25 protein-coding genes are annotated in these 25,268 nt (G+C 57.8%); 14 read left to right on the top strand and 11 right to left on the bottom strand.

Going from position 1 to position 25,268, the window contains the following annotated elements; all coding sequences use genetic code 11:
* Window positions 1-91 precede the first annotated feature (91 nt).
* Window positions 92-1,021, top strand: a complete 930-nt coding sequence (locus tag R0J87_RS00085) for a hydrogen peroxide-inducible genes activator (RefSeq protein WP_054640733.1) — start codon at window positions 92-94, stop codon at window positions 1,019-1,021.
* Window positions 1,018-3,096, top strand: a complete 2,079-nt coding sequence (recG, locus tag R0J87_RS00090) for an ATP-dependent DNA helicase RecG (protein ID WP_498883535.1) — start codon at window positions 1,018-1,020, stop codon at window positions 3,094-3,096. Before R0J87_RS00085 ends, recG begins: the two co-directional genes overlap by 4 nt.
* A 27-nt stretch (window positions 3,097-3,123) precedes the next feature.
* Here the strand turns inward: recG and yccS are convergent, their stop codons facing one another.
* Window positions 3,124-5,331 (bottom strand): YccS family putative transporter, encoded by a 2,208-nt coding sequence (gene yccS, locus R0J87_RS00095; RefSeq protein ID WP_498883537.1) that lies wholly within the window; start codon window positions 5,329-5,331, stop codon window positions 3,124-3,126.
* A 198-nt stretch (window positions 5,332-5,529) separates the two neighbouring features.
* Between yccS and R0J87_RS00100 the strand changes: the two genes are divergently transcribed.
* From R0J87_RS00100 to R0J87_RS00120, 5 genes are all read left to right on the top strand, one after another.
* Window positions 5,530-6,348 carry a DUF3100 domain-containing protein gene (locus R0J87_RS00100; protein ID WP_498883539.1) on the top strand — a complete coding sequence of 273 codons (819 nt, stop codon included), beginning with the start codon at window positions 5,530-5,532 and terminating at the stop codon, window positions 6,346-6,348.
* Complete coding sequence (locus R0J87_RS00105) at window positions 6,335-6,829, top strand: hypothetical protein (protein WP_498883541.1); 495 nt, start codon at window positions 6,335-6,337, stop codon at window positions 6,827-6,829. Before R0J87_RS00100 ends, R0J87_RS00105 begins: the two co-directional genes overlap by 14 nt.
* 10 nt (window positions 6,830-6,839) lie before the next feature.
* Window positions 6,840-7,997 carry a M20 aminoacylase family protein gene (locus R0J87_RS00110; protein WP_498883543.1) on the top strand — a complete coding sequence of 386 codons (1,158 nt, stop codon included), beginning with the start codon at window positions 6,840-6,842 and terminating at the stop codon, window positions 7,995-7,997.
* A gap of 94 nt (window positions 7,998-8,091) precedes the next feature.
* On the top strand, window positions 8,092-8,997 hold the full coding sequence (locus R0J87_RS00115; protein ID WP_498883545.1) for an NAD(P)-dependent oxidoreductase: 906 nt from the start codon (window positions 8,092-8,094) through the stop codon (window positions 8,995-8,997).
* Entirely contained in the window at window positions 8,994-10,544 is a 1,551-nt protein-coding gene (locus tag R0J87_RS00120) for an aldehyde dehydrogenase family protein (protein WP_498883547.1), read from the top strand. Before R0J87_RS00115 ends, R0J87_RS00120 begins: the two co-directional genes overlap by 4 nt.
* Here the strand turns inward: R0J87_RS00120 and R0J87_RS00125 are convergent.
* From R0J87_RS00125 to R0J87_RS00140, 4 genes are all read right to left on the bottom strand, one after another.
* Entirely contained in the window at window positions 10,523-11,461 is a 939-nt protein-coding gene (locus R0J87_RS00125; RefSeq protein ID WP_089675576.1) for a LysR family transcriptional regulator, read from the bottom strand. The two genes, R0J87_RS00120 and R0J87_RS00125, sit on opposite strands and share 22 nt — an antisense overlap.
* 105 nt (window positions 11,462-11,566) lie before the next feature.
* Window positions 11,567-11,923, bottom strand: coding sequence for a hypothetical protein (locus R0J87_RS00130; protein ID WP_498883549.1), 357 nt, complete (start codon window positions 11,921-11,923; stop codon window positions 11,567-11,569).
* The gene (locus R0J87_RS00135) at window positions 11,923-12,195 is read right to left on the bottom strand and encodes an HU family DNA-binding protein (protein WP_018918476.1); all 273 of its coding nucleotides are present in this window, start codon (window positions 12,193-12,195) and stop codon (window positions 11,923-11,925) included. Before R0J87_RS00135 ends, R0J87_RS00130 begins: the two co-directional genes overlap by 1 nt.
* Window positions 12,196-12,302: 107 nt before the next feature.
* Complete coding sequence (locus R0J87_RS00140) at window positions 12,303-13,499, bottom strand: NAD(P)/FAD-dependent oxidoreductase (RefSeq protein ID WP_498883551.1); 1,197 nt, start codon at window positions 13,497-13,499, stop codon at window positions 12,303-12,305.
* Between the two features lie 87 nt (window positions 13,500-13,586).
* Between R0J87_RS00140 and R0J87_RS00145 the strand changes: the two genes are divergently transcribed.
* The 6 genes from R0J87_RS00145 to R0J87_RS00170 all read left to right on the top strand — a co-directional run bounded on the left by R0J87_RS00145 (window position 13,587) and on the right by R0J87_RS00170 (window position 18,715).
* Complete coding sequence (locus R0J87_RS00145) at window positions 13,587-14,159, top strand: chorismate--pyruvate lyase family protein (protein ID WP_498883553.1); 573 nt, start codon at window positions 13,587-13,589, stop codon at window positions 14,157-14,159.
* Window positions 14,160-14,197: 38 nt separating this feature from the next.
* The gene (gene ubiA, locus R0J87_RS00150) at window positions 14,198-15,088 is read left to right on the top strand and encodes a 4-hydroxybenzoate octaprenyltransferase (RefSeq protein WP_498883786.1); all 891 of its coding nucleotides are present in this window, start codon (window positions 14,198-14,200) and stop codon (window positions 15,086-15,088) included.
* 111 nt (window positions 15,089-15,199) lie between these two features.
* Window positions 15,200-15,889, top strand: a complete 690-nt coding sequence (gene phoB, locus R0J87_RS00155) for a phosphate regulon transcriptional regulator PhoB (protein ID WP_404344305.1) — start codon at window positions 15,200-15,202, stop codon at window positions 15,887-15,889.
* A 2-nt stretch (window positions 15,890-15,891) separates the two neighbouring features.
* The gene (gene phoR / locus R0J87_RS00160; protein WP_404344304.1) at window positions 15,892-17,184 is read left to right on the top strand and encodes a phosphate regulon sensor histidine kinase PhoR; all 1,293 of its coding nucleotides are present in this window, start codon (window positions 15,892-15,894) and stop codon (window positions 17,182-17,184) included.
* A gap of 322 nt (window positions 17,185-17,506) precedes the next feature.
* The gene (locus R0J87_RS00165) at window positions 17,507-17,806 is read left to right on the top strand and encodes a hypothetical protein (RefSeq protein WP_498883555.1); all 300 of its coding nucleotides are present in this window, start codon (window positions 17,507-17,509) and stop codon (window positions 17,804-17,806) included.
* Window positions 17,807-18,394: 588 nt separating this feature from the next.
* Window positions 18,395-18,715: a hypothetical protein gene (locus R0J87_RS00170; protein WP_404344302.1), complete on the top strand. Its 321-nt coding sequence runs from the start codon at window positions 18,395-18,397 to the stop codon at window positions 18,713-18,715.
* A 63-nt stretch (window positions 18,716-18,778) separates the two neighbouring features.
* On the opposite strand, the gene cysZ is transcribed toward R0J87_RS00170, so the two are convergent.
* The 6 genes from cysZ to R0J87_RS00200 form a co-directional block, all read right to left on the bottom strand.
* The gene (gene cysZ / locus R0J87_RS00175; protein WP_498883557.1) at window positions 18,779-19,510 is read right to left on the bottom strand and encodes a sulfate transporter CysZ; all 732 of its coding nucleotides are present in this window, start codon (window positions 19,508-19,510) and stop codon (window positions 18,779-18,781) included.
* 69 nt (window positions 19,511-19,579) lie between these two features.
* Window positions 19,580-20,305: a phosphate signaling complex protein PhoU gene (phoU, locus tag R0J87_RS00180; RefSeq protein ID WP_498883559.1), complete on the bottom strand. Its 726-nt coding sequence runs from the start codon at window positions 20,303-20,305 to the stop codon at window positions 19,580-19,582.
* Between the two features lie 30 nt (window positions 20,306-20,335).
* Complete coding sequence (gene pstB / locus R0J87_RS00185; protein ID WP_404344299.1) at window positions 20,336-21,148, bottom strand: phosphate ABC transporter ATP-binding protein PstB; 813 nt, start codon at window positions 21,146-21,148, stop codon at window positions 20,336-20,338.
* Window positions 21,142-22,554: a phosphate ABC transporter permease PstA gene (gene pstA, locus R0J87_RS00190; RefSeq protein WP_498883562.1), complete on the bottom strand. Its 1,413-nt coding sequence runs from the start codon at window positions 22,552-22,554 to the stop codon at window positions 21,142-21,144. The genes pstB and pstA overlap by 7 nt, the downstream gene beginning before the upstream one ends.
* Window positions 22,554-23,672, bottom strand: a complete 1,119-nt coding sequence (locus R0J87_RS00195; RefSeq protein ID WP_498883564.1) for an ABC transporter permease subunit — start codon at window positions 23,670-23,672, stop codon at window positions 22,554-22,556. Before R0J87_RS00195 ends, pstA begins: the two co-directional genes overlap by 1 nt.
* Before the next feature lie 95 nt (window positions 23,673-23,767).
* The gene (locus R0J87_RS00200) at window positions 23,768-24,712 is read right to left on the bottom strand and encodes a PstS family phosphate ABC transporter substrate-binding protein (protein ID WP_404466497.1); all 945 of its coding nucleotides are present in this window, start codon (window positions 24,710-24,712) and stop codon (window positions 23,768-23,770) included.
* Between the two features lie 130 nt (window positions 24,713-24,842).
* Between R0J87_RS00200 and R0J87_RS00205 the strand changes: the two genes are divergently transcribed.
* Entirely contained in the window at window positions 24,843-25,256 is a 414-nt protein-coding gene (locus R0J87_RS00205) for an acyl-CoA thioesterase (RefSeq protein ID WP_188639600.1), read from the top strand.
* Window positions 25,257-25,268: the final 12 nt, after the last annotated feature.

Here is a 25,268-nt window from a genome sequence, read left to right on the forward strand (position 1 = left end):
CCATCTTCAATAGGGCTTGTCTGTCCTTTTCCGTCTCGCTAACACGATGACTAGTCACGAGCTGCAACGAGAGGATGCCACTGGCACCGCTATGACTTTAACAGAACTTCGCTACATCGTAACCCTTGCCCAGGAGCGTCATTTTGGCCGCGCCGCCGAGCGCTGCCATGTTTCTCAGCCCACGCTCTCTGTGGCCGTTAAAAAGCTCGAAGATGAGCTGGAAATTCCCTTGTTTGAACGCTCTAAATCCACGGTGCAAGTTACGCCTTTGGGCGAAAAAATCGTCGCTCAGGCCCAGCGCGTACTGGAGCAGAGCGGGCTGATTTATGAGTTGGCCAGCGCTGGCAAAGACCAGCTGGCGAACCCGCTGCGTATTGGCGCGATTTACACCATCGGGCCCTATCTGTTTCCCCATTTAGTGCCTGCGCTGGCCAACGCCGCGCCGCAAATGCCGCTCTATATTGAAGAGGGCATGACCGGCACGCTGCGGGCCAAGCTGCGCAGCGGCGAGCTGGACGTGATTATCGTCGCGCTGCCGTTCACTGAAACCGACGTGGTCACCAAGCCGATCTACGACGAGCACTTTGAAGTGCTAATGCCCGCCAGCCACCCGTGGGTCGAGCGCGAGGCGATCCATAAAGAAGATTTATTAGAAGAGCGGCTGCTGCTATTAGGGGAAGGCCACTGCTTCCGCGATCAAATTTTGGAAGCCTGCCCGGCGATTACCCAAAAACTCAACAGCCCCAATAACACTCTGATTGCCGAAGGCGGCTCGCTCGAGACCATTCGCCATATGGTGGCCTCTAAGCTGGGTATCACCGTGCTGCCGCAGTCGGCGCTAGGCACCGACCAGTACGAAAACGCCATGCTGGTCAGCCGCCCGTTTGTGGACCCCGCCCCTTCACGCACCGTGGCGATTGCCTGGCGGGCCAGCTTCCCACGGCCCAAGGCCATTGATGCCTTGGCCAAGGCGATCAGCCAGTGCCAGCAGCCGGTGCATAAGAAGAATGCTCCCTCATGAGTGAGCTGTCTGCACCAGTCACGGCGCTGAAGGGCGTGGGGGAAGCGCTGGCGATTAAGCTCGCCCGGCTCGGCGTGGAACGCATCAGCGACCTGCTGTTCCACTTGCCGCTGCGTTACCAAGACCGCACGCGACTTACCCCCATTGGCCTGCTGCGGGCAGGCCATGAAGCGGTGGTAGAGGGCGAGGTGACCGCCAGCGATATCGTTAAGGGGCGGCGGCGCAGCCTGCTGATTCGCCTGCGCGACGGTAGCGGCATTTTAAGCCTGCGCTTTTTTCACTTCTCGCCCGCTCAACAGCAACAGATGCGCCCCGGCGTCACCGTTCGGGCGTTTGGTGAAGCGCGGGCGGGAGCGACGGGGCTTGAGATTTATCATCCCGAGTATCGGCTTAGCGGCGGCAGCGAGACGCCGGTCGAGGAGTACTACACGCCCATTTACCCGACTACCGAAGGGTTGCATCAAGCCCGCCTGCGGGCGCTAACCCAGCAGGCGCTGCGCCTGCTAGAGCAAGCGCCCGAAGCGCTGCCCGATGTGATTCCCGATGCGCTGCGCCAGCGCTTCCAGCTGCCGGGGCTACACGCCAGCTTGCAACTGCTGCACCAGCCGCCGCCGGATGTGGATTTAGAGCAGCTTTCCCAGGGACTTCACCCCGCCACGCGACGGCTAGCCCTGGAAGAGCTGCTGGCCCATCAGCTTAGCCTGCGAGAAGTGCGCCTGCGCATTCAGGCGGACGGCGCGCCAGAGCTGCCCTCCGGGCGCAGCCTGCAAACGCGTTTTCTAGCCCAGCTGCCGTTTGCGCTCACCGGTGCCCAGCGCCGGGTGCTGGAAGAGATCGCCCTCGACCTGGCCCGCCCCGCACCCATGCTGCGCCTAGTGCAGGGGGATGTGGGCTCGGGCAAAACTGTGGTGGCCGCCATGGCGGCGCTTTCGGCGCTGGCTGGCAACTGCCAAGCGGCCATGATGGCACCCACGGAAATCCTCGCCGAACAGCACTACCGCTCCTTTAAAGCATGGTTTGAACCGCTGGGCATCGAAGTCGCGTGGCTGGCGGGCAAGCTAAAAGGCAAGGCCCGGCTGGATGCCAAAGCCGCCATTGCCGACGGCCGCGCGCGCATGGTGGTGGGCACCCACGCGCTGTTTCAAGACGACGTGCACTTCCAGTGCCTGGGGCTGGCGATTATCGATGAGCAGCACCGCTTTGGCGTTCACCAGCGCCTTGCCCTGCGTGAAAAGGGCGAAGCCGGCGGATTAACCCCCCACCAGTTGATCATGACCGCCACGCCGATTCCTCGCACGCTGGCCATGAGCGCCTACGCGGATCTGGATGTGTCGGTGATTGATGAACTGCCGCCAGGGCGCACACCGGTGAAAACCGTGGTGGTCTCTGACGAGCGCCGCCCGGAAGTGGTCGAGCGCATCCGCAACGCCTGCAGCGATGGCCGCCAAGCATATTGGGTGTGCACGCTGATTGAGGAATCCGAGGTGCTCCAATGTCAGGCCGCCGAGGTCACCCGGGAAGAACTGACCCAAGCGCTACCGGAATTAGCCGTTGGGCTGATTCACGGGCGCATGAAAGCCGCGGAAAAGGCCGAGGTGATGGACGCCTTCAAGAGCGGCGAGCTGGATCTACTGGTGGCCACCACGGTGATTGAGGTGGGCGTAGATGTGCCCAACGCCAGCCTGATGATCATCGAAAACCCGGAGCGCTTAGGGCTTTCCCAACTTCACCAGCTGCGCGGTCGGGTAGGGCGCGGCAGCACCGAAAGCTTCTGCGTGCTGCTTTATCACCCGCCACTCTCCAAAAGCTCCCGCGAGCGGCTCGGCGTGATGCGGGAAACCACTGACGGCTTCCGCATTGCCGAAAAAGATTTGGAAATCCGTGGCCCCGGCGAAGTGCTGGGCACGCGCCAAACCGGCCTTGCCCAAATGAAGATTGCCGATCTAGAGCGCGATGCCGACCAGCTAGAGCGGGTGACCGCCCTAGCCCAGGCGTTGCAGGGCAACGCCGAGGTGACGGCCGTGCTGGTGCGCCGCTGGCTGGGTGAAGCGGCAGGCCGCTACGGGCAGGTGTAGCGGCAGGGCGTGGGTATGCGCGCGGTGTTAAACCGCTGCGTTAGGTTCGTGGAGCTTTTCGGCGCTTGGGCTTGTTAATCGGTTGGCGGCACCGCTCAGCGGGCCAAGCTGACTGGCAATTAGGCGCAGCTGGCTTTGAATGGGCCGATAGAGCGTGACGGCCTTCTCTTCCGCTGCGCCGCTTTGCTCCTCTAACTGGCTCAGCAGCTCGTTGGCAGGCTCGGTCAGTAGCGCCACGGGCAGGCGTTTATCCAACTGCTCGGCCAGTTGCTCTAACAGGGCGCTAATTCGCTTGGCGAGGGGCACTAAGGCGGCATCGTCCTCATCGTCTGCCAGCCGGTGGCGGTGGGCACCCAGCGCGGAGAGGTGGCTTAACAGCGTGTTGGAGAGCACCAAAAAGCGCAGCCCGTTATCGGCATCCTGCTTACGATAGTGCCCCGGCTCATGGAGCATGTTGGTGAGCAGCGTCGAGAGCGCCGCATCCGCGTTATGGGCATTACGCCGTGCTAAGCGGTAGGCCAGATCGTCCTGCTTGCCCTCTTCATACTGGTGAACAATCTCGTCTAAATAGCGGCGGTGATTGGTCAGCACCTTGGCCGCTTCCCGGTACAGGCGACGGCCCTGCCAGTCTGGCAGAATGAAAAACACCGCCAGCCCCGCAATCAGCGAGCCAATCAAGGTATCAAACAGCCGTGGCCAGATCAGGTCAAAACCATCCCCCACTTGGTTAAAGCTGCACAGCACCAGCAGCGTGATAGAGGCGGTGGCAATCACATAGTGCTTTTCCCGATTGGCAAAAAACGATACGCCTGCCGCCACCGCAATCATGCTCTGGATGAGCGGCTGGGGGAACAGGCTGATAGACACCCAGCCTGCAATCAGCCCAAGCACCGTGCCCATAATCCGCTGGGAGAGAAAGCGTCGGGTGGTGGCGAAGTTAGGGCGGCACACAAACAGCGTGGTGAGCAAAATCCAAAAGCCCTGCTGCGGGTCGAGCCACTGCAACAGCCCGTAGCCCACCACCAGCGCGGTGGTTAAGCGTAACGCGTGGCGAAAGGTGGGCGAACCCAGCGTGAAGTTCAGCCGCACCCGTTTCCAGGCTTCGAGCAGGCTAGAGGGCGAGCGGTCATAAAGCGCGCTGTCTCGGCGTTCGCTGCCGGTAGCCGGGTTGTGGGCGCTGGCAATCTGCGCTTCGAGCGTGGTGAGGTTGTCCGCTAACGCATTCAACGGGCGTATCAGCGGCCGCCACTCGGGCTTGCCACGCTCGCTGAGGTTATCAATCGAGGCGCGTAGGTCGGCCAGCGCCTGCTCGCTCTGCTCGTGACTGAAAGGGCGGTTGAGCAGCAGCGACTTGGCTAGCTGGCGGCAGGCACGGCCCTGCTGGTCCAGCAGCCGTTGGCAGCGAAATAGCACGTCATGGTGGAAAAAGGCTTCAGTGAGCGCGCTGTAGGGGTAGTGGGTGGAGCTTGCCCGCTCATGGATATCCTGAGCAATAAAGTAAATTTGCAGGTAGCGGTTTAGCTTACGGCTGCCGCGCTGGCCTTCCAGGCGGCGAAAGATCATCTCTTTTGCCTGATTGAGCGCATCCACCACCTTGCCATTCTGGCGGGCGAGCGCCACGCGGCGGGCCTCTACATCGACGCCCCGTACCGGCTCGAACAGCGCCGATTTTAAAATCAAAAACTCGCCCAGAGCTTTATACACCCGCGCCATGCTCTGTTTCACCGGCTGGCGGGAGAACAGCGCGCACCACACCACCGAAATTGCTCCGTACCAGGCGGCACCGGCCAACAGCAGCAGCTGGCGGGAGGCGACGTCCTCATCCACACCGCCGTGCTGTTCAATATTGATCATGGAGTAGATCGAGAGAATTAGCGTTCCGGAGGCAATCGTCGCGTAACGCTGGCCAATCGCCCCCAGCATAATCAGCGTGAAGGTGGAGACCGCCAAACCCACCGCAAACAGCCACGGCCACGGAAACAGCCACTGCACCACAAACGACGCCGAGGCAAAGCAGAGCAGCGTGACGGCTAAGGCCTGTAAACGCCCCTGCCAGCTGTCGTCGGTTTCTGATAAGGCGCTGGCAATAATGCCCAGAAACAGCGGAATGACCAGCGCCACATCCCCTGCCAGCCCGCTAAACAGCAGTGCCCCGCTGAAGGCGATAAACACCCGCAGGCTGTAGGCGAACTTGTCCAATGTCCAAAGGCGGCGCAGGGAAAGGGTGAGGGGCATAGAGGCTCTTATAAAAATTGATGTTAGACTTTAGTCTTGTCTAGTATAGATGCATCACAACGATGATGTCGTTCGCTACCTATCAACGCTGATTTTAGATCGTCTATGTGTTCTAAAAATTAGTGCACCAAAGCGCTATTATTGAAACAGTAACCTTTCGATACTCGGAGTGACTCTAAAAAAAACAGGATCACTCCCATGGATCTAAAACTGCTGCTGGACTGGCGTCTTCATCTGCTGGTGATAATGACGTCACTTTTTTCTGAGTGGATAGGCATCATTCGGATTCCGCTTGGGCCGGGAACGTTATTGTTACTACCGCTCCTTTTCGCCTTCATCATTGGCGTTCTTTTTAATCCTCATCTCTTTTCAGCAATGGGCAAGGTCATTCCCAAGCCGGTCAGTAATGCGGCAGGTCCGATCATTCTGATCGCCATCCTGCCGTTTATTGCCAAGTTTGGTTCTACTATTGGGCCTGCGATAGAGCAAATTATCGCCGCTGGTCCTGCGCTGATTCTTCAAGAACTGGGCAATCTTGGCACCATGCTGATCGCGCTGCCTTTTGCGGTACTCGTGCTCAAAATGGGCAGGGAAGCGATTGGCGCTACGTATTCAATTGCTCGCGAACCCAACATTGCCATTATTTCAGACCGTTACGGGCTAAGAAGCCCTGAAGGTATCGGCATTATGGGGGTATACGTCGTTGGCACCATGTTCGGTACGCTCTACTTCGCTCTGATGGCGGGTTACATCGCCTCGCTGGACATTCTCGATATCCGCGCGCTGGCCATGGCCTGTGGTGTGGGCAGTGGCAGCATGGTGGCGGCATGCTCCGCCGCGTTGGCTGAAGCCGTGCCTGCGGCCAAAGATGAGCTGCTTGCGTTTGCCGGGGCCAGCAATTTGCTGACCTATGCCACGGGCTTGTATGTATCGCTCTTTATTGCCCTACCGGTCACCGAGTGGATGTTTAAGCGCTTGAAGGGTACCCGTCAGGAGATTCGCCATGAAAACTCATGAAAGCACGATCGATCAGTTCGACGCTGAGGCATTAAAAGAGCTGCGCCCTGAAAATCAGCTAGGTAAAACGGCACTGGTGCTGGCGGCTGTCTGTGTGGCGGCATGGTTTAGCAACATCGTCAACGGCTCGCCGCTGTGGGATGCGCTGCCTGGCATGCTGATTTTGTATGTCATGGTCATTATCGGCTTAGTGATCGGGCGGCTATGCCCTTTTTACCTGCCCAGCGTGGCCTGGGTGTCGCTGATTAGCATCATCGCGACGCTGCCCGTCTTCCCGGGGAATGGCTGGATTATCGCGCAGTTGGCAGAGGTGAATTTCTTGGCGGTCGTCACGCCCGTGCTGGCGTATGCAGGGCTAGCACTGACTAACCGTGAGTTCTCGATGTTTAAGCAGACCGGTTGGAAGCTGGTCATTGTGGCTCTGCTCGTCTTCACCGGCACCTTTATTGGTTCGGCGGTGGTCGCCCACGTGATGCTTTAAGGAATACAAAATGGCGATATCAATACCCTTGCCTGATAGCGAAGAACTGACCGCCTGGCGACACGATTTCCACCAGCACCCGGAAACGGCGTTTGAGGAGCATCGCACTAGCGCACGTATTGCCGCACTGCTTGATGAGTGGGGCTTTGAGGTGACCACTGGCATCGCCGGAACGGGCGTGGTGGCCGCTTTAGACGGTCAACAGGGTGAAGGCAAAACCATCGGCCTGCGGGCCGATATCGACGCCCTGGATATCCGCGAAGAGACAGGGCTTGCCTATGCTTCGCAAACGCCTGGGAAAATGCACGCCTGCGGTCACGACGGCCACACCACCATGCTGCTCGGTGCTGCCTGGGCGCTAAAGCAGCAGCCTGATTTCAAAGGCCGGGTGGTGTTTATCTTCCAGCCCGCCGAGGAGAACGCGGGCGGCGGTCGGGTGATGGTCGAAGAGGGCCTGTTCGAACGCTTCCCGATGGATGCGGTGTACGGCCTGCACAACTGGCCCGGGCTGCCCGTGGGGGTTGCGGCGGTGCACGATACCGATGTGATGGCCGCGTTTGATATTTTTAGCCTGACGCTCACCGGTAAAGGCTGCCACGCCGCGATGCCGCATTTAGGCATTGATACCGTGCTGGCGAGCTGCCAGCTGATTAGCCAACTGCAAGGACTGGTGAGCCGCGAAACGCCTCCGGATAAATCGGCGGTGCTGAGCTTCACCAGCATTCATGCGGGAGACACGTTTAATGTGATTCCCGAGCAGGTGGCGCTGCGCGGCACGCTACGCTGTTTTGATATGGCGCTGAAAGAGCATTTAGAGGCACGCTTTAAACAGGCGATTGCCAGCTTAGCCGACTTCCATGGCTTAACCGTTGAGCTAGATTACCAGCGCTGCTACCCCGCCACGATCAATACGCCAGAGCACGCACAGCACTGTGCCACGGTATTGGAAGGTTTGTTAGGCCAAGACAACGTGCTGCGTAACCCGCCGCCCAGCATGGCTTCTGAGGATTTCTCATTTCTGCTTGCCGAACGGCCCGGTGCTTACATCTGGATGGGGAACGGCGAGGATTCCGCGTCGCTGCATAACCCCCACTACGACTTTAACGATGCGCTGTTACCGCTAGGGACGCGCTACTGGGTAGAGCTGGTAAGGGCACTGCTCGTCTAGGTCGTCACCGTGACTTAACGCGTTGATTCGCTCTCTGATGCCCACTGGGTAGGGGAGCGTTTACCCAGAATATGGCATTGAAAGGAGTTTAATCATGTCTTTAGCTGCGAACCCTTTATCGATCACCGTGGTTGGGTTGGGTCAGATGGGCGGCAATATGGCGCTCACCCTTCAAGCGGCAGGCTTTGCCGTCACGGGCAGCGATGTGTTTGACGTAGCACGGGCACGACTCGAAGGCCTTGGACTCGCCGTGGTGGCTCCCAATGCCTTGCCCCCAAGCGATGTGTATCTGCTTTCGCTGCCCACCTCTGCTCATGTGCGTGAGGTGATCGAACACTCCCCAGGCCTACTCACGCTAGCACCGAAAGGCAGTGTGATTGTGGATACCTCCACCAGCGACCCTGCTGTTAGTCGTGAATTAGCCGAAAAAGTGACGGCCGCAGGGCTTCACTGGTTGGATGCCCCGGTAAGCGGCGGCCCTAAAGGCGCGGCGAGTGGCAAGTTGGGCATGCTGTTAGGCGGTGATGACACCACCATTGAGCGGGTCATGCCGATGCTGGAAGCTATTTCGGCCAAGCGCACCCATGTGGGCGGCCCAGGCAGCGGTCACGTGGTAAAACTTGCCAATAACTACCTGTGTGCGGCGCACTTAATCACCACCGCTGAAGCTGTGGCGATGGCAGCCAAAGCGGGCGTTGACCCCGCCGCCTGTTTGGCGGGCATCAATAGCGGCTCCGGGGGCAGCGCCATCAGTGAGGTGAACTTCCCCGAGTGGGTGCTGAGCGAGCGCTTCGATTCAGGCTTTACCACGGGCTTGATGCGTAAAGATCTGCGCTTGGCCCGGGATGCCGCTAAGCAGTTGGGCATTCCCTTACCGCTGCTACAAGCTGTTGTAGATGCTTGGCACGCCAACCCTGAACAGCCCACCGATAGCGACGACTTTAACCATATCACCACGCCGATTTTAGCCCGTGCCAGCCAAGCGGAGGGGAACCAATGAACTCACTCAGCCAATACGCCTGCAACCATCTTACAGAGCTGCTGAAAGGCTTCGGCCTCGCCGCCGACACGTTGCTAAGCAACTGGGTTGATGGCGCTTTAGTCGCCGGAGAAGGCGAAGAGATCACCCTGATTAACCCGGCCACTGGCGAAGCGCTGGCGAGCTACCGTGATGCGGGCGCTGGGTTGATTGAACGCGCCACTCAAGCAGCGCAGCGGGGGCAGCGCGAGTGGATGGCGCTCACTGCCAGCGAGCGTGGGCGGCGCATGAATGCTGCCATACGTCGGCTAGAGGGGCATGAAGAAGCGCTGGCGCAGCTGGAAAGCGTTGTTGCCGGTAAGCCAATTCGTGACTGCCGGGCTGAAGTAGGCAAAGTACGGGAGATGTTTGAATACTATGCGGGCTGGTGCGACAAGCAGCACGGCGAAGTGATTCCAGTGCCTACCTCGCATCTTAACTATGTGCGCCACGTGCCCTATGGGGTAGTGGGGCAGATTACCCCGTGGAACGCGCCGATGTTTACCTGCGCCTGGCAGCTGGCCCCGGCCATTGCAGCAGGGAATGGCGTGGTACTGAAGCCTTCTGAGCTGACGCCCTTCACCTCGGTAGTGATTGCTAAACAGCTCGAAAGTGGCGGCTTGCCTAAAGGGTTGATCAATATTGTTAATGGGCTGGGCAAAACGACCGGCGCGGCGCTAACCGACCACCCTGTTATCAGTAAATTGGTATTTGTCGGCTCCCCCCAAAGTGGGCGGATGATTGCCGAAGCGGGGGCCCGCCGCTTGGTGCCCAGCGTATTAGAACTGGGCGGTAAATCCGCCAATATTGTGTTTGCCGATGCCAAATTAGACGAAGCCGTTGCCGGTGCCCAAGCGGCCATTTTTGCCGCTGCGGGCCAAAGCTGTGTGGCGGGCTCGCGCTTATTAATTGAGCGCTCGGTGTTTGAGCAAGTCACCCGCCGCTTGGCGCGGGCGGCAGAACAAATTGTGGTGGGGTTACCCAGCGATGAAGCGACGCGCATGGGGCCGCTACAGAATCGCCGCCAATTTGAGCAGGTCACTCGCATGATTGAGGCCGCCGAAGCGGCAGGCGCGAGAGTGCTCACCGGGGGCAAACGTCCTGAAGGCTTGTCTGACGAAGCCCAGGGCTACTTTATCGCCCCTACCGTGCTGGTCGATGTCACGCCTGATATGGAAATCGCCCAACAAGAGGTCTTCGGCCCGGTACTGGTCGCTATGGCCTTTGACGGGGAAGGGCAAGCCATTCAGCTCGCCAACGAGACCCGTTTTGGCTTGGCGGGTGCGGTATGGAGCCAGGATGTGGCGCGGGCGCATCGTGTCGCCGGGCAACTGCGTGCCGGTACGGTATGGATCAATAGCTATAAGGCGATCAGCGTCATGTCGCCGTTTGGTGGTTTCGGAGACAGCGGTTTTGGCCGCTCCAGTGGTTTGGATGGCCTACGCGAATATACCGTGCCGCAAAGCGTATGGGTGGAAACCGCGCCAGAGGCCAGCGTGGCGTTTGGTTACGGCAGTGGTGTTGGCTGATGTAACGCTGGGTCGCGGAAGGCCTGCATCCAGCGCTGTAGATGGCGCAGTAGCAGGATGCTGGCCTTAGGCTGTTGGCGTCCTACCCGCGTGACCATGTGGGCCTGTGAGCGTTGAAACAGAGGATGATCGACCGGCCGTGCCACCAGCGTTCCTACTTCTAAATCGTGCGCAACGGCAAAAGCAGGCAGCAGGGTAATGCCCATGCCGCTGCGTACATATTGCGCCAGAATCACCATGGAGTTGGTATTCATGGCCATACGCGGCGCGATGCGAGACTGCTGGAAGGCTTGGTCGACCATCTGGCGCACGCCATGGGTGGTGTCCCACATGGCCATGGGCTGGTCGCTAAGCTGGGTCAGCGTGAGCGGCGACGTTTGGCAGGTTAATGGATGATTGGGCGGTAAAATTGCCATCAACGGTTGAGGGCTGGAGGACCAGAAACGAAGTTGGGGATGCGTCCGTTCATGGAACATCAAGCCGATGTGGCTGTGATCACCCACAATCGCATCAATGATGCCCGAGGTGCCTGCCGTATGGATATCGAGCTGGATGCCCGCATAGCGTTGAGTAAATTCGTGCAGGGGGGAGGCCACTAAGTCACTGACGAACCCTTCACCGACGGTGAGCGATATCTTGCCAGTTTCCATGCGCTGATAGGATTCAAGCGAGGCAATAAAGCCTTCATCAAGGGCACCGCGACGCTCGCAGTACTCAAGCAGCATTTCACCCACCGGAGTAGGTGAAATGCCATCGCGTTGGCGCTCCATGAGCGTCGCCCCCAGGGCTTCTTCCAGCAGCGCAATTTGCCTGCTGACCGCCGAGGGAGCGATATCCAAGCGCGCCGCCGCGCGGCGCACAGAGCCAGACTCAAGGGTAACGCGGAAGTACACTAAGCGTTGATGAGGTATGTCCATCGATACCTGTTATACCTCTGCGGGATTGACCCTTCACTGATCGTGCTAGGCTGCAAAGCATTGCTATAGGTACTTCTTTATAAGTACTTCTATTCACGTACTTTTCTATAGATACTTCAGCAGTTTTTGCAGCTTGTTCATATCGGAGGAGTCGCCGACGAGGCGGACGTCTCCTGCCACCATGCCGTCTAGAAATGCCTGCTGGGTAGGCTTCTTGAGAATGCGCAGCGCAGCGTCTTGGTCGCGAAAGCGTAGCTCAAGGTCTAGATCGACGGGCAGCCCTTTTCCGGTGGTGACGCCGTTAGGCGTCATCCGGTAGTAGCGGGCAATGCTTAGGTCTTCCGTGGCAACACCCCAGTCGAGGCCGCGCATGCGTTCAAGCTGCTCACGAAAGCGCGGCTTGCGGCGCAGGGCACGCTTGAGCATAAAGCCCAGCAGCCACAGCGTCAGCGAAAGCTTCATTAGGAAACAGCGTCCTTGAGTGCTTTGCCGGGCTTAAACGCCACGTTTTTGCTGGCCGGAATTTGCAGCGGAGCGCCGGTTTGCGGGTTTTTACCGGTGCGGGCAGCGCGCTCGCGAACGGTGAAGGTGCCAAAGCCGATCAGGGCAACGTCTTCGCCTTTGGCGACGCTGTTGGTGATTTCGTCCAGGATGACATTGAGGACTTGGCCCGCTTTGTCTTTAGACAGGTCAGCACTTTCAGCAATAGCAGCAGCGAGTTCAGGTTTGCGCATAAAGGAATCTCCCTTGTGAAAAAACAAACATCAATGTTGTCGGTAGCTCAGCTCATTCCACCCCAGCAGGCAGAGCCTCTTTAGCCTAGTCGTGAATGCGGCGCAAATCAGCCTAGCAGGGCTGGGGCAGCTCTGGAAAGCTCCACTTTCCTTCTCACGCAGCTGCCTGTCAACGCAAAACCAATCAAACGTCCGTCTTTATCTTCGGCTAGCGCTGTAAAATCATCGCCGTCGCCTTCAATTCGCCAGTGCTCCGGCGGCTGAGCCGGTGGGTAAGCCACGACGGGCAATAACGGCGTTTTAACCATCACTGGCCAAGCGCCAAAGCTCACCGATGTTGGGGAGCCTCCCAGCGTCGCGGCCAGCGCTTTTACACTGGCCTGCAGGGGCTGTACGTACATTGCATTCACGCCGTCGATACAGGCCACGTCGCCCAGCGCATAGATATGCGGATGGCTGGTGCGTAGCTGCCGGTTAACCTGTATGCCGCTGGGGCTGACGCTCAGCCCGGCCGCTTCGGCAAGCTGCGTGCGGGGTACCAAGCCAGTGGCTAATAGGAGGATATCGACCGTGTGGCGCTCGCCATTGTCTAGCCGCAGCGCCAAGTCGTTATCAGCATCTTGGGAGAATGTTGCTAAGGTGCGCCCTAGCGCCAAGCGAATGCCCGCTGCTTGGAAGGTGTCGGCCAGCGCATGGCCTAACGGCTCGGGAAGCAGGCGCGGCAGCGGAGCGCGCTCTGGCGCAATCAGAGTGACTTGGTGCCCCCCTGCGTGCAGGTCGTTGGCGAATTCACAGCCGACTAATCCGGCGCCAATAATCGCCACGCGGGTAGGCTGGTTGAGCGCTGCGTGTAGGCGGCGGTAGTCATCTAAGTCGTTGACGGTAAAGCAGCGCTCGGCCAGCTCGCTCGGTATGTGAAATGGCGTGCGAGGGGCCGCGCCGGTGGCGAGCACTAGCTCATCGTAGCCAAGCGTTGCTCCGCTGCTGAGTTGCAGTACGAGGTTATCCACATCCAGTTGCGTGACGTGGGTGTGGGTAACGATATGTGCGTTTAATTCATCGGCGAGCGCTTCAGCGCTGCGCTGGGCGAGCTTGTCAGGGCTCAAGCGCTTGGCGAAGCCTGTCGACAGCAGCGGTTTGCTGTAATCATCGCCGCTGTCAGCGCTGACCAGCGTAATTGTGCGCGTATCCCCTTGGCGTCGCAGCGTGCGGGCTAGGCCAACGCCTGCCATGCCAGTGCCCACAATCACCAGCGCGGCGTGGTGATGAGGTGTTCTGGAAGATGTCGTGTGTGAGTCGGGCATACCGTCACCAAACGTCGGTGGAACAAAAGCCTGTAAAGCCACCATGTTACACTAGCCCGCTCTGAATTGACCGCCTTGGAGGCCTAGGTGACCGCCCCTGTGTTATCCACACCTGCGTTTTCGCTCTTCCCTCAGTGGCTGCCCGTGGCCGCCGCTCAGCCAGCCATGAGCGCGCCTTGGTGGCAGTGGGTAGCGTCCACGGATTCCTTAACCGCGCGCCTTGTGGCCGCTGGCGAGCCTGGAACGTTTCGGGTGCGCTTGCTGCGTCAAACCATTGGCCTGCCCCAGCGCGATGAAGCCTTGGCTCTAAGCATTGCTCCTCGCCGTTACGCGTGGCTGCGCGAGGTGGCACTGTGTATTGATGAAACGCCGTGGGTGGTAGCGCGTTCGGTGGCCCCGCTTCACCAGCTACAGGGGAAAGGTTTGGGGAAGTTGGGTGAACGCTCGTTAGGCAGTTGGCTATTTCAGCAGCCCGATTTGGTTCGCGGGCCGCTGGAAGCCACAGCGACGCCGCCACGTTTTACCCACCAGCAGCCGGGGCTATCGGCCAATAGCTTATGGGGGCGGCGCTCTGTCTTTGAACATGGCGGGCTTTCGTTACTGGTTCAGGAGTATTTTTTATCTACCATGGCGGATGCGCTGGGCCTTCCGTCGCGCTAGGCTAACGCAGCAGCTTTTTTGACGAGGTAAGCATGAGCATGGACCGTTCTCTGTTGCGCCCGATCGGGTGGGCCCGAGTGGCAGACTTTTTACAGCTAATGCGCTTGGACCGGCCCATTGGCACTTGGCTGCTGATGTGGCCCACACTTTGGGCGCTGTGGGTCGCGTCAGAGGGCGTGCCGGGCCGTGATGTACTGCTGATTTTTATTGCCGGTGTGTATGTCATGCGCGCCGCAGGCTGCGTGGTGAATGACTACGCCGACCGCCACGTTGATGGCCATGTGAAACGCACCAAGCATCGACCTCTGGCCACCGGGCGAATTAGCGAAACCGAAGCGCAGCTGCTGTTTGTGGCGCTGGTAGCCGCCGCCTTTATTTTAGTGCTGCTGACCAACGGGTTTACGGTACTGCTCTCTGTGGGTGGGGTGCTGCTGGCGTTTATTTATCCGTTTATGAAGCGCTACACCCACTTTCCCCAGGTGGTATTGGGAGCGGCGTTCTCCTGGGCGATCCCGATGGCGTTTGGTGCCGTGCTTGGCCACGTGCCGCTTGAGGCGTGGATACTGTTCAGCGCCAACTTACTCTGGACGGTGGCTTACGATACCCAGTACGCCATGGTGGATCGCGATGATGATCTGAAAATTGGCATTAAATCCACTGCGGTGCTGTTTGGCAGCGCCGACCGTTTCATCATTGGCCTGCTGCAGTTGGCGACGCTGGCGCTGCTGATCTGGGTAGGTATACGGGTTGGGTTAGGCGGTTTTTTCTGGCTGGGTTTGGCAGGCATGGCCGCGACGTTTGCCCATCAGCAGCGGTTAATTTTTCACCGTGACCGCGACCGCTGCTTCCAGGCGTTTCTGAATAACCACTGGTCGGGGCTGCTGGTATTTGCCGGATTTGTACTGAGTTGGTGGCCTATGGCTGGTTAATTCCGCTGGGTGTCATAGAATTGTCATTAAGTCATGGTGTTATCGTCACAGACATGTCATTGAACTGTTTTCGCATAAACGAGTTTTCATAGAACACCGTGAGGCCCTGGAATGACCGCCAAGACCGTACTGATTGTCGATGATGAGGCGCCCATTCGCGAGATGATCGCTGTGGCGCTGGAAATGGCTGACTATCGCGTGCTTGAAGCGGACAACGCCCAGGATGCCCACGCGATGGTGGTCGACCACCAGCCCGACTTACTGCTGCTGGACTGGATGATGCCAGGTACCAGCGGCATTGAGCTGGCCCGCCGCCTCAAGCGCGAAGAAGCCACCGCCGAACTGCCTATTATTATGCTCACCGCCAAAGGCGAAGAGGATAATAAAATTCAGGGGCTAGAAGCTGGCGCAGATGATTACATCACTAAGCCGTTTTCACCCCGTGAACTGGTGGCGCGTCTGAAAGCCGTGCTGCGCCGAGCAACCCCACGCGGTGTGGAAGACCCTATCGAAATCAACGGATTGCTGCTGGACCCCATCAGCCATCGAGTGAGTGCTTACGGTAAAGCACTAGAGATGGGCCCCACCGAGTACCGTTTACTGCAGTTTTTTATGACCCACCAAGAGCGCGCTTATACCCGTAGCCAGCTGCTTGATCAGGTGTGGGGCGGTAACGTGTATGTGGAAGAGCGTACGGTGGATGTGCATATTCGCCGGTTGCGCAAAGCGCTAGGTGAAGCGCACCAGAACCTCATCCAAACAGTGCGCGGCACTGGGTATCGTTTCTCTGCTCGGGTGTAATTGTGCGCTTGTGGAGCCGTGAACTGTGGCGAATTATCTGGCTGGCTTTCCTGGGGATGTGCCTGGGATGGCTGCTGGGTTACCCCGGTTTCGGGTTAGCTGCGGGTCTGACGCTCTGTTTGGTGTATCAACTCCGCCAGCTTAGAGCGCTCTACAAGTGGCTAACGCTCAATCCCCACGATGAACCTCCTGCTGCTGCGGGCATGTGGGGCGAGCTATTTGACCGCCTTTACCGTTACCAAAAAAGCCAGCGCATCACTCAAAACCGCCTGCGCGCCACGCTTGCGCGTATCCAAGAGTCTTCTGAAGCGATGCGCGACAGCGTCGTCATGCTAGACCGCCACGGCGACCTAGAGTGGTGGAACAGCGCCGCGACAGAAATGCTCGGCCTGCAAATAGCCCATGACCGTGGCCAGCATATTACCAATCTTCTGCGTGACCCTCGTTTTATTAGCTACTTCAACGCCCGTGAGTATGGCGAACCGTTAACACTGACCTCGCCTATCGATGAGCGCCGCATCCTTCAGTATCAAATTACTCTGTATGGCGATGATGAGCGTTTGGTGATGGCGCGGGATATTACCCGTCTTCACCGTCTGGAGCAGATGCGCCGCGATTTCGTAGCCAATGTTTCCCACGAGCTGCGCACCCCGCTGACGGTTCTTTCTGGCTATTTGGAAACCTACGGTGACCTTAAAGAGCTGTTGCCGCCGCGCCTGGGCAAAGGCATTGGCCAGATGGAAGAGCAGACCAAGCGCATGCAGAACTTGGTGAATGACCTGCTGCTGCTCTCGCGGCTTGAAATTGACCGAGGTGGCGAAGATCATCAGCCATTAGCCGTAGGGCCTATGCTTGAGAGTATTCGTCGCGATGCGCTGGCGCTTTCTAACCAGCAGCATAATGTACAGATCGTGCTCGAGTGTGAGGCGCGCTTGGTGGGCAGTGAGCAGGAACTACGCAGCGCTATTTCGAACCTAGCGTTCAACGCGATACGTTACACACCTGCTGGTAGCCAAATCACGCTTCGTTGGGCAGCGATGCCCAGCGGTAGCGCTTGTATTGAGGTAGATGACGACGGTGAGGGAATTGATCCAGTGCATATCCCTCGCCTGACGGAACGCTTCTATCGCGTTGATAAAGGGCGCAGCACGGCCACCGGCGGCACGGGGCTTGGCCTTGCTATTGTGAAGCATGTTTTGCTGCGTCATGATGCGCAGCTTCAAGTAGAGTCGTTGCCAGGTGAAGGCGCTCTTTTCCGTTGTGTATTCCCTCCTGCCCGTGTCGTTAACGACTAACCCGGCTTCAAGTCGGTCCCCTCTTCTCTCTGTTTGCATAACCTATGTATAAGTGTGCCATATTGGCATGCAAATATGGTCAAACACCGCGCATGTGTCATATGTAGCCAGTTAATGGACGGTTTGAGCCTGCGCTGGAAAGCTAGTTGGCATATCTTTTTCTATATAAATACATGTTTTTTAAGTTTTTTTGTTTTTAATAGAAATAGTTGGCACAACGGCTGCAACTTACTTAGTAAGGAAGACTACCGCAGGAACTGGTAAGACGACGAGTCACTCTTCCTTAAAAAGCGGTATTTCACAGCGATCGAGGAGACGGAATATGATGTCCAAGGAACTACTCAAGAAAGCTGGTATTTTAGGTGTAACGTTCGGCTTAGTAGCTAGCCCACTTGCAATGGCTCAAGAGCCTGCAGATCCAGCAGATAACATCTCACCGGATGAGCAGCCAGTAGAATCTCAGTCTAGTGATTCAACGATGTCGTCTGATCACGACACACAAAATTTAACCCATGACGAGGGCGACAACGCCAGCGACATGGAGCCGAATTCCATGAGCGACGACTCGGATGCTACCTTTGACAGCACCGAAGAGCTACCTGAAGAAAATAGCGGCATGTAATTGGTGACAATTTTTTGCAAAGCTGTAAAAAACTCTTACGCTTAGGAGTGAGCATTTGACGGGCAAGGATGTCCTATAAGCATGGATGCTCTGAGATTCACGGAACGAATCTAAAAACGATCAATACGCTGGTGAGGGTAAATTCCAAGGTTGGAGTCCCGCAAAAGGAGAGGAAGCCAGACGTCAGTATCGTTGATAAGTAAGAGTGATCAAGACCCCGCCCTGCGGGGTCTAATTTTTTGTGCCTACCTGATACAAAGACAAACCCCCCACCGTGGCGCATACTCTCAAGCAGATGCTTTTCATGTCGCACCCAGCCAGATGGCAAGTCAGTGGGTCAATTGGAGTCACTTAACTGACGCATGTGTCATTATTGCACAATAATTTTGAGCAAATAATACGTGCGCAAATTTGTATTGCGCACAAAAATTATATTTTATGTGATTGATTTTAATATATTTTTTGTTTTTATAGGTTTTTTGGCATCGCAGATGCAATAACTAAATGTAATGTTAGCCATTAGTCGTAGGCGCCCTGATTGTTCTTAAGCCTACGCTGACTGGCTCCATATTAAGGGAGTAGTAAACTATGCTATTTAAAGAATTCGCTAAAAAAACAGCTGTGTTAGGCGTTGCGTTTGGCTTAGTGGCAAGCCCAATGGCCTTTGCCCATACGTCCATCGAGCTGAACAAAGACCGCTCTGCAGGCCACGATGTGGTGCAGCCTAGCTCGCACAACACCTCTGGTCCGGCTCAGTACTCTGGCAGCGACCTGACCCGCGATGAAGGTGATACGTTCGACTACTCCACTTCAAGCAGCGCCAGTGATTCTGACAGCAGTACGACGAGTAAAGCGGGCTATGATGCCAACGAGCTGAACCGCGACGAAGGTGACGGTATCCGCTGGTAAGCCAGCGTTACCACTAAAAACCCCGCCTAGGCGGGGTTTTTTGCGTCTATGCATTGGATGACGCTACGACTTAGCCACATCTTGGGCGTCTCGGTAATGGCCATCCCACATCAGCACCGCACCGGCAACGGCACCGGGAATCAAAAACAGATTGGCTAGCGGTATCCAGGTGACCAGCATGACCAGCCCGCCATAGGTGAGGCTGGGCCACCAGCGGCGCGATAGGCGGCTGCGCATATCGCGAAACGTGACCTTGTTGTTATCCATCGGGTAATCAAGGTAGGTAATCGCCATCACCCAGGCGGAAAACAGCGCCCATAACAGGGGGGCCAGCAGGTTGAGGCCTGGAATCCAGCTGATAATAAACAGCGCCACCATGCGCGGTAGAATGTAGCCGAGCTTGACCAGCTCGCGCCCCAGCGCATCGACGGCCGTTTTAGCCAGCCCGCGATCATCCAGCGGCTCACGGCCGGTGGCCTGGCGCTCAACTTTTGCGGCTAAAAAGCCGTAAAACGGTGCGGCAATCAGGTGGGTAACGAGGGTGAAGGTAAAAAAGATCACCACCAATAGGCTGATGAAAAATAGCGGCCAAATAAGCCAAGAGAGCCACTCCAACCAGCTGGGCACCATGGTCATGGCACTGTCTAGCCAGCCATCAAAGCGGTTGAACACCACGCTCAGCATGCTGGCATACACGATGAGATTGACCAGGATCGGCAGGAAAATATAGCGCCGCAGCCCTTTCTGATACACCAAGCGTGTGCCTTGGCTCAACGCCGTCATCGCATCCACCATGCTTGCTCCTTAAATAAAAACGCCCAGATGTGTCATCTGGGCGTATTGCAGGAGGAATTACCCGCTAGGTCAAGACTTTTTAAGCACCTCCTGATCTAAGGTGTCGGGGTCGCTGTGGCGAATATCCAAGCCTTTCACCAGGTAGACCACGTACTCCGCCAGGTTATTGGCGTGGTCGCCCACACGCTCCAGTGCCCGCAGTACCCACATGATGCTGAGCACCGAGCTGATCGAGCGCGAATCTTCCATCATGAACGTCATTAGAGAACGCATGGCGCTGCCGTATTCGTCATCCACCGACTCATCTTCACGCACAACCTGCATGGCCAGTTCGGTATCGAAGCGGGCAAAGGCCGTCAGGGCATCGCGCAGCATCTTACGCACGTGTTCACTGATGTGACGCACTTCGACCAGACCGCGAATGCTGCCGCTGTTTTCACTCAGCAGCAGGGCGTTGCGGGCAATTTTGCTCGCCTCATCGCCAATGCGCTCTAGGTCTGAAGTGGCGCGAATGACGGCAAGTACTAAGCGTAGGTCAGAAGCGGCCGGCTGGCGGCGGGCCAGTACACGGGTACACTCGTCATCGATCTGCAGTTGCAGGTCGTTCACTTGGCGGTCGTTATCGCGCACTTTTTCAGCCAGGCGGCTGTCGCCTTCCAGCAGGGCGTGAACGGCGTCTTGCACCTGTTTTTCCACCAGACCGCCCATGGCCATCAGGTGGGTTTTCAGCTCTTCCAGCTCCTGGTTGAACTGGCGAGAGATATGCTGGCTGTGGGTATCGCTCGTAATATCCATTGAGCACTCCTGACGTAACGTCGGTTGGGCCTAGGTTATGCGGCCGGTGATGTAGTTTTCGGTGCGTTGTAAACGCGGGTTGGTGAACACTTGATCCGTTGGCCCGTATTCAACGAGTTCACCTTGCTGCAAAAAAGCCGTGTAGTCGGATACCCGTGCGGCTTGCTGCATATTGTGGGTAACCAGCACCAGCGTAAGCTGGGATTTCAGGTTACGAATCAACTCTTCAATTTTAAGCGTAGAAATAGGGTCGAGCGCCGAGGCGGGTTCATCCAGCAGCAACACATCGGGCTGCACGGCCAGCGTGCGGGCAATCACTAAACGCTGCTGCTGGCCACCGGATAACTGCCACGCCGAACGGTGCAGGCGGTCTTTTACCTCATCCCACAAAGCGGCCGAGGTGAGCGCCCATTCGATAATATCGTCTCGCTTGCGTTTGGGCAGACGCCCTTGCAGGCGCAGCCCAAAAGCGACGTTCTCATAGATAGACATCGGAAACGGGTTGGGCGTTTGAAACACCATGCCCACGCGGCGGCGCAGTTCGGTTACGTTCATCTGTGCTTGATGGATATCCTGACCTTCTAGCTGAATCGTGCCCTGATGCGTGACCGACTCATTCAGGTCGTGCAGCCGGTTGATAGCTCGCAGCAGCGTCGATTTTCCACAGCCAGAGGGGCCGATAAACGCGGTGACCCGGTGACGCGGTACCTCTAACGTAAGGTCGCGCAACGCCGTTTTCCCCGCATAAGCGAGGTGAAACTGGTTGATACTCAAACAACAGGCCTCGTCTGGAAAGCGGGTTACCGGTGCTTGAGTCGGGTTGGCGGACGATAACGCTAGCATTCGTTTCCTCGTTGACGCCTTAAATAATGACGCAGAAATATGGCAGTTAGATTAAGCGCCAGCACAATCAGTACTAATAGTAGGGCGGTGGCAAACACCAGCGGGATGGCGGCTTGTACATCTTCACCGTGAAAAGCGGTATCAAATAAATGATAGCCGAGGTGCATAAACTTGCGCTCAAGATGGATATAAGGAAACTCTCCATCCACGGGCATTTGTGGGGCTAGCTTTGCAACGCCCACTAGCATCAGCGGGGCGACTTCGCCCGCCGCGCGTGCCACTGCCAAAATCACCCCGGTCAGCATGGCAGGGGTCGCCATGGGCAGCACCACGCGGGTGAGCGTTTCTAGGCGGGTTGCTCCCAATGCCACCGCGCCTTCCCGCTGTGCGGCAGGAATGCGTGCCAAACCCTCTTCAGTGGCGACAATCACCACGGGGAGCGTCAATAGTGCCAGGGTGAGCGACGCCCACAGTAGGCCGCCCGTTCCAAACGTGGGCGAAGGCAGCGCGTCATCAAAAAACCAGCTGTCGATAGAGCCGCCGATGCCGTAAACAAACACCCCCAACCCAAAGACGCCATACACAATCGAGGGCACCCCCGCGAGGTTGCGCACGCCGATACGCACTAAATGGGTCAGGCGATTTTGATGAGCGATTTCATTGAGATAAATGGCGGCCAGCACGCCAAAGGGCGTCACGATGACCGACATCAGAATCACCATCAATACCGTGCCAAAGATAGCTGGCCAGACGCCACCGCCGGTATTGGCAGCGCGGGGCCCTTCACTCAAGAACTGCCAAATGCGTTGGCTCCACGCCGCTACTTTCTGCCCCCATGACATGGCGTTAGGGGTTTGAAACAGCGTGATACTGGCCAGTGGCTGCGTCACGGTTTGGCCATTGGCGGTGGTTAGCTGGAGCTGTGCATCTGGGCGCTGACTGACGGGCAGAGCAAGCGCGCTGTTTAAAAATGCCCAAGCGGCCTGGCCTTCCAGCCGCTCATCGGCGCTCTCGACGGCCACTAAACGGCCGATAAAGTCCCCCCACGGAGTGCGTTCGAGCCGAACGATATCGTTGGGTGCCGCCTTTTGTGCGATGTCATCCACCGCCACCCAGCGCCAGCTTGCGCCGTCTACATCCCGGTTGCCGGTAAAGTAGAGACGCTCCATACCTTGTGTATTAGGCAGAGGAGCTTCACGCACCGGCTGCCCGATCACCGTCTCGCCAGAGTGAAGGGTGATCTCTTCTAACGTGGCAGGCCAGAAGTGCCCGAGCCCTCGCGTGGCAAGCAGCACGAGCAGCGTGGCAAGCATCAGCAGGGAGGCTGCGACGCTACCGGCGCATAGCCAAGGCCATAGCAGACTGCCCATCCCGCTGATACGACGGGGTCGATTTGCCCAGCGCATCAGCGGTTACCCCCCAAACGCTGATAGCGCCGCCGAAGGCGTTGGCGCACCACTTCCGCTAACGTGTTGACTAAAAAAGTGAACAGAAATAGTGCCAGGGCGGCAAAAATCAGTAGACGGTACGTCAGGCCGTCAGGGGAGGCTTCTGGCAGTTCAATGGCAATTGAGGCCGATAGGGAGCGCAGCCCCTCAAACGGACTAGCGCTAAAGAGCGCAGTATTGCCACTAGCCATCAACACAATCATGGTTTCGCCCACGGCACGCCCGGCACCAATCATGACCGCTGAAAAGACCCCAGGGCCTGCCGTGGGTAGTGCTACTTTCCACAGCGCTTGCCAACGGCTGGCGCCCAGCGCCTGAGCGCCCTCCATCAAGTTGGCGGGCACATCCGCAAGGGCGTCTTCGGCCAGCGAATAAATGCTGGGGATTACCGCAAACCCCATGGCGATCCCCACAATCAGCGCGTTGCGGGTGGCGTAGTCTAGGCCGTACTGCTGATCGAGCATTCGGCGTAAGTCGCCGCCGAACCATGCCTGCTCCATGAGCGGGGCCAGCCACAGCGCAAGCGCTGCCATCAAGGCCAGCCACGGCACCAGCCAGACACCGGCCCAAGAGAGCGGCAGCCACTGGCGCAGCCGCGCGCTGGCAACATACCAGAGGCTGCCTGCCAGCGCGGCGCTAAGGGGTAGCCATACAATGATGAGCAGGGTACTGGCCAAGTGGCGCTCTACCCAAGGTGCTAGCAGCAGCCCGGCAATAAAGCCCACGACGACACCGGGAATGGCTTCCATCAGCTCAAGAATAGGCTTTATCCGAGTGCGCAGCCGGGTAGACATAAAGAGCGCCGAGTATATGGCGGCGCCTAACGCAATGGGCGTGGCAAACAGCATCGCAGCAAGCGCGGCTTTGAGCGTGCCCCAGGCCAGTGGCGATAAGGTGGCAAGCGAAAAAGTGTTGCCCAATGCCAGTAATGGCAGCGTTTCCCAAATAAGAAATACGCCAATGGCCAAAATAGCCAGCAAAACACCTATACCACCGGCGGTGATGAGCCCGGTGGCAATACGGTCGTGAATAAGGCGCAGCGGCTGACGCGAAAGAGGTAGCCGTGGGGGAGTCATGTCGACATCATAAAGGAACGAGTGCCGTAGCAAAAAAGTACGTACATGGCCGAAGCAACCACCCTACGGTATGTTTATGACAGTTAAGTGACAATCTAGGGAGCCAGTAACGGCGGCTGGCGCTGAGCCTGGGGCAGCGGCACGAAGCCCGCCGCTTGAACGATTTGCTGACCCTCTTCTGAGAAAATCAGTTCAATGAACGCCTGCTCGGCAGGCGGCAGCGTGTCGCCGGGCGGTAGATTAACGTACAGGTAGAGATCTCTCGACAGCGGATAGCTATCGTCTTGAATCGTTGCCACGCTTGGGCGGATAGCGGTGCCTTCTTCGTTGAGCAAAGGTAGCGCCCGAACCATGGGGTTCAAGTGGTTATAGCCCGCATAGCCCATGGCATTGGGAGACTCACCCACGGCGGCAATCACCGCCGAAGAGCCAGGGTGTTCGCTGATATCGCGGCGAAATTGGCCATTGCACAGAGCGCGGTCTTGAAACAGCCCGTGGGTACCGGAGGCCAGGTTACGGCCATGCAGCGCAATCTTGCCGTAGGGCCACTGGTCGCTGGGCAGCAACGCCTCCCAGCGGCGAATCGGCTGAAGGCCGCCACAATCGAGGGAGGTTGAGAAGATGGCATCGGCCTGCTCACGGGTGAGTGACGCCAGCGGATTATGGCGATGAACTACCAGCAGCAGCGCATCTCGGGCAACCTTTAACTCACGGGGCGGGTAGCCATAACGCTCGATAAACTGCTGGCGTTCGGTGTCGGTCATGGGGCGCGACATGGGGCCAAAACGCGTGGTGCCTGCCACCAACGCGGTGGGGGCACTGGCGGAACCGCCCGCTTGAAACTGCAGGGTAATATCAGGATAGCGATGATCGAGCGCTTCCCCCCAGCGCAGCATGAGCCCCGCCATGGTGTCAGAGCCAACAGCACCTAAGGTGCCGCTCACCGGGCTTGGTTGCCCCCAGGCGAAAGAGCCACAGAGTAGCAGCCCCACCGCCACCAAGAGGCAATATAGCCGGTGACACCGCCCGCGATAGCGCATCAAACGATTGCCCTTCAAACGTCACCCCTCTTATGATTAACTGTTGGTCATCTGTTGCGATGCAGCAACGTTATGATCCTTCATACCACCCCGTATCATCACAACAATAACCTTACAAAGCGACCACCTTATGACACCGCTGGACACCGACTTGGACGACATACCCGCCCCACAAGGGCAGCTCACTTTAAAGTTACTGGCTTCTCGGCAAGATACCAATTTCTACGGGGATATTCCTGGCGGCTGGCTGGTTAATCAAATGGACCAAGCGGCGGAATTGGCCGCAGGGCGTGAAGCCGGTGGCCGTACCGCGACGGTCGCCATTGAAGCCATGGATTTTTTGAGCCCTGTGCGGGTGGGCTCCATGGTCAGTGTCTATACCCAAGTGCAGGAGATAGGCCACAGCTCAATCAAGATTGATGTGGAAGTCTGGGTGCGCCCGCCCCACGGCCGCCATATTGAAGAGCGCCAAAAAGTCACCGAAGCACGCTTTGTGATGGTGGCGCTAGATGACAATGGCCGTATCCGCGCCGTGCACAGCTGACGGCGACGTTTG

It is taken from the genome of Halomonas sp. SIMBA_159, assembly GCF_046536035.1.
GTDB classification, from domain to species: domain Bacteria; phylum Pseudomonadota; class Gammaproteobacteria; order Pseudomonadales; family Halomonadaceae; genus Vreelandella; species Vreelandella venusta_A.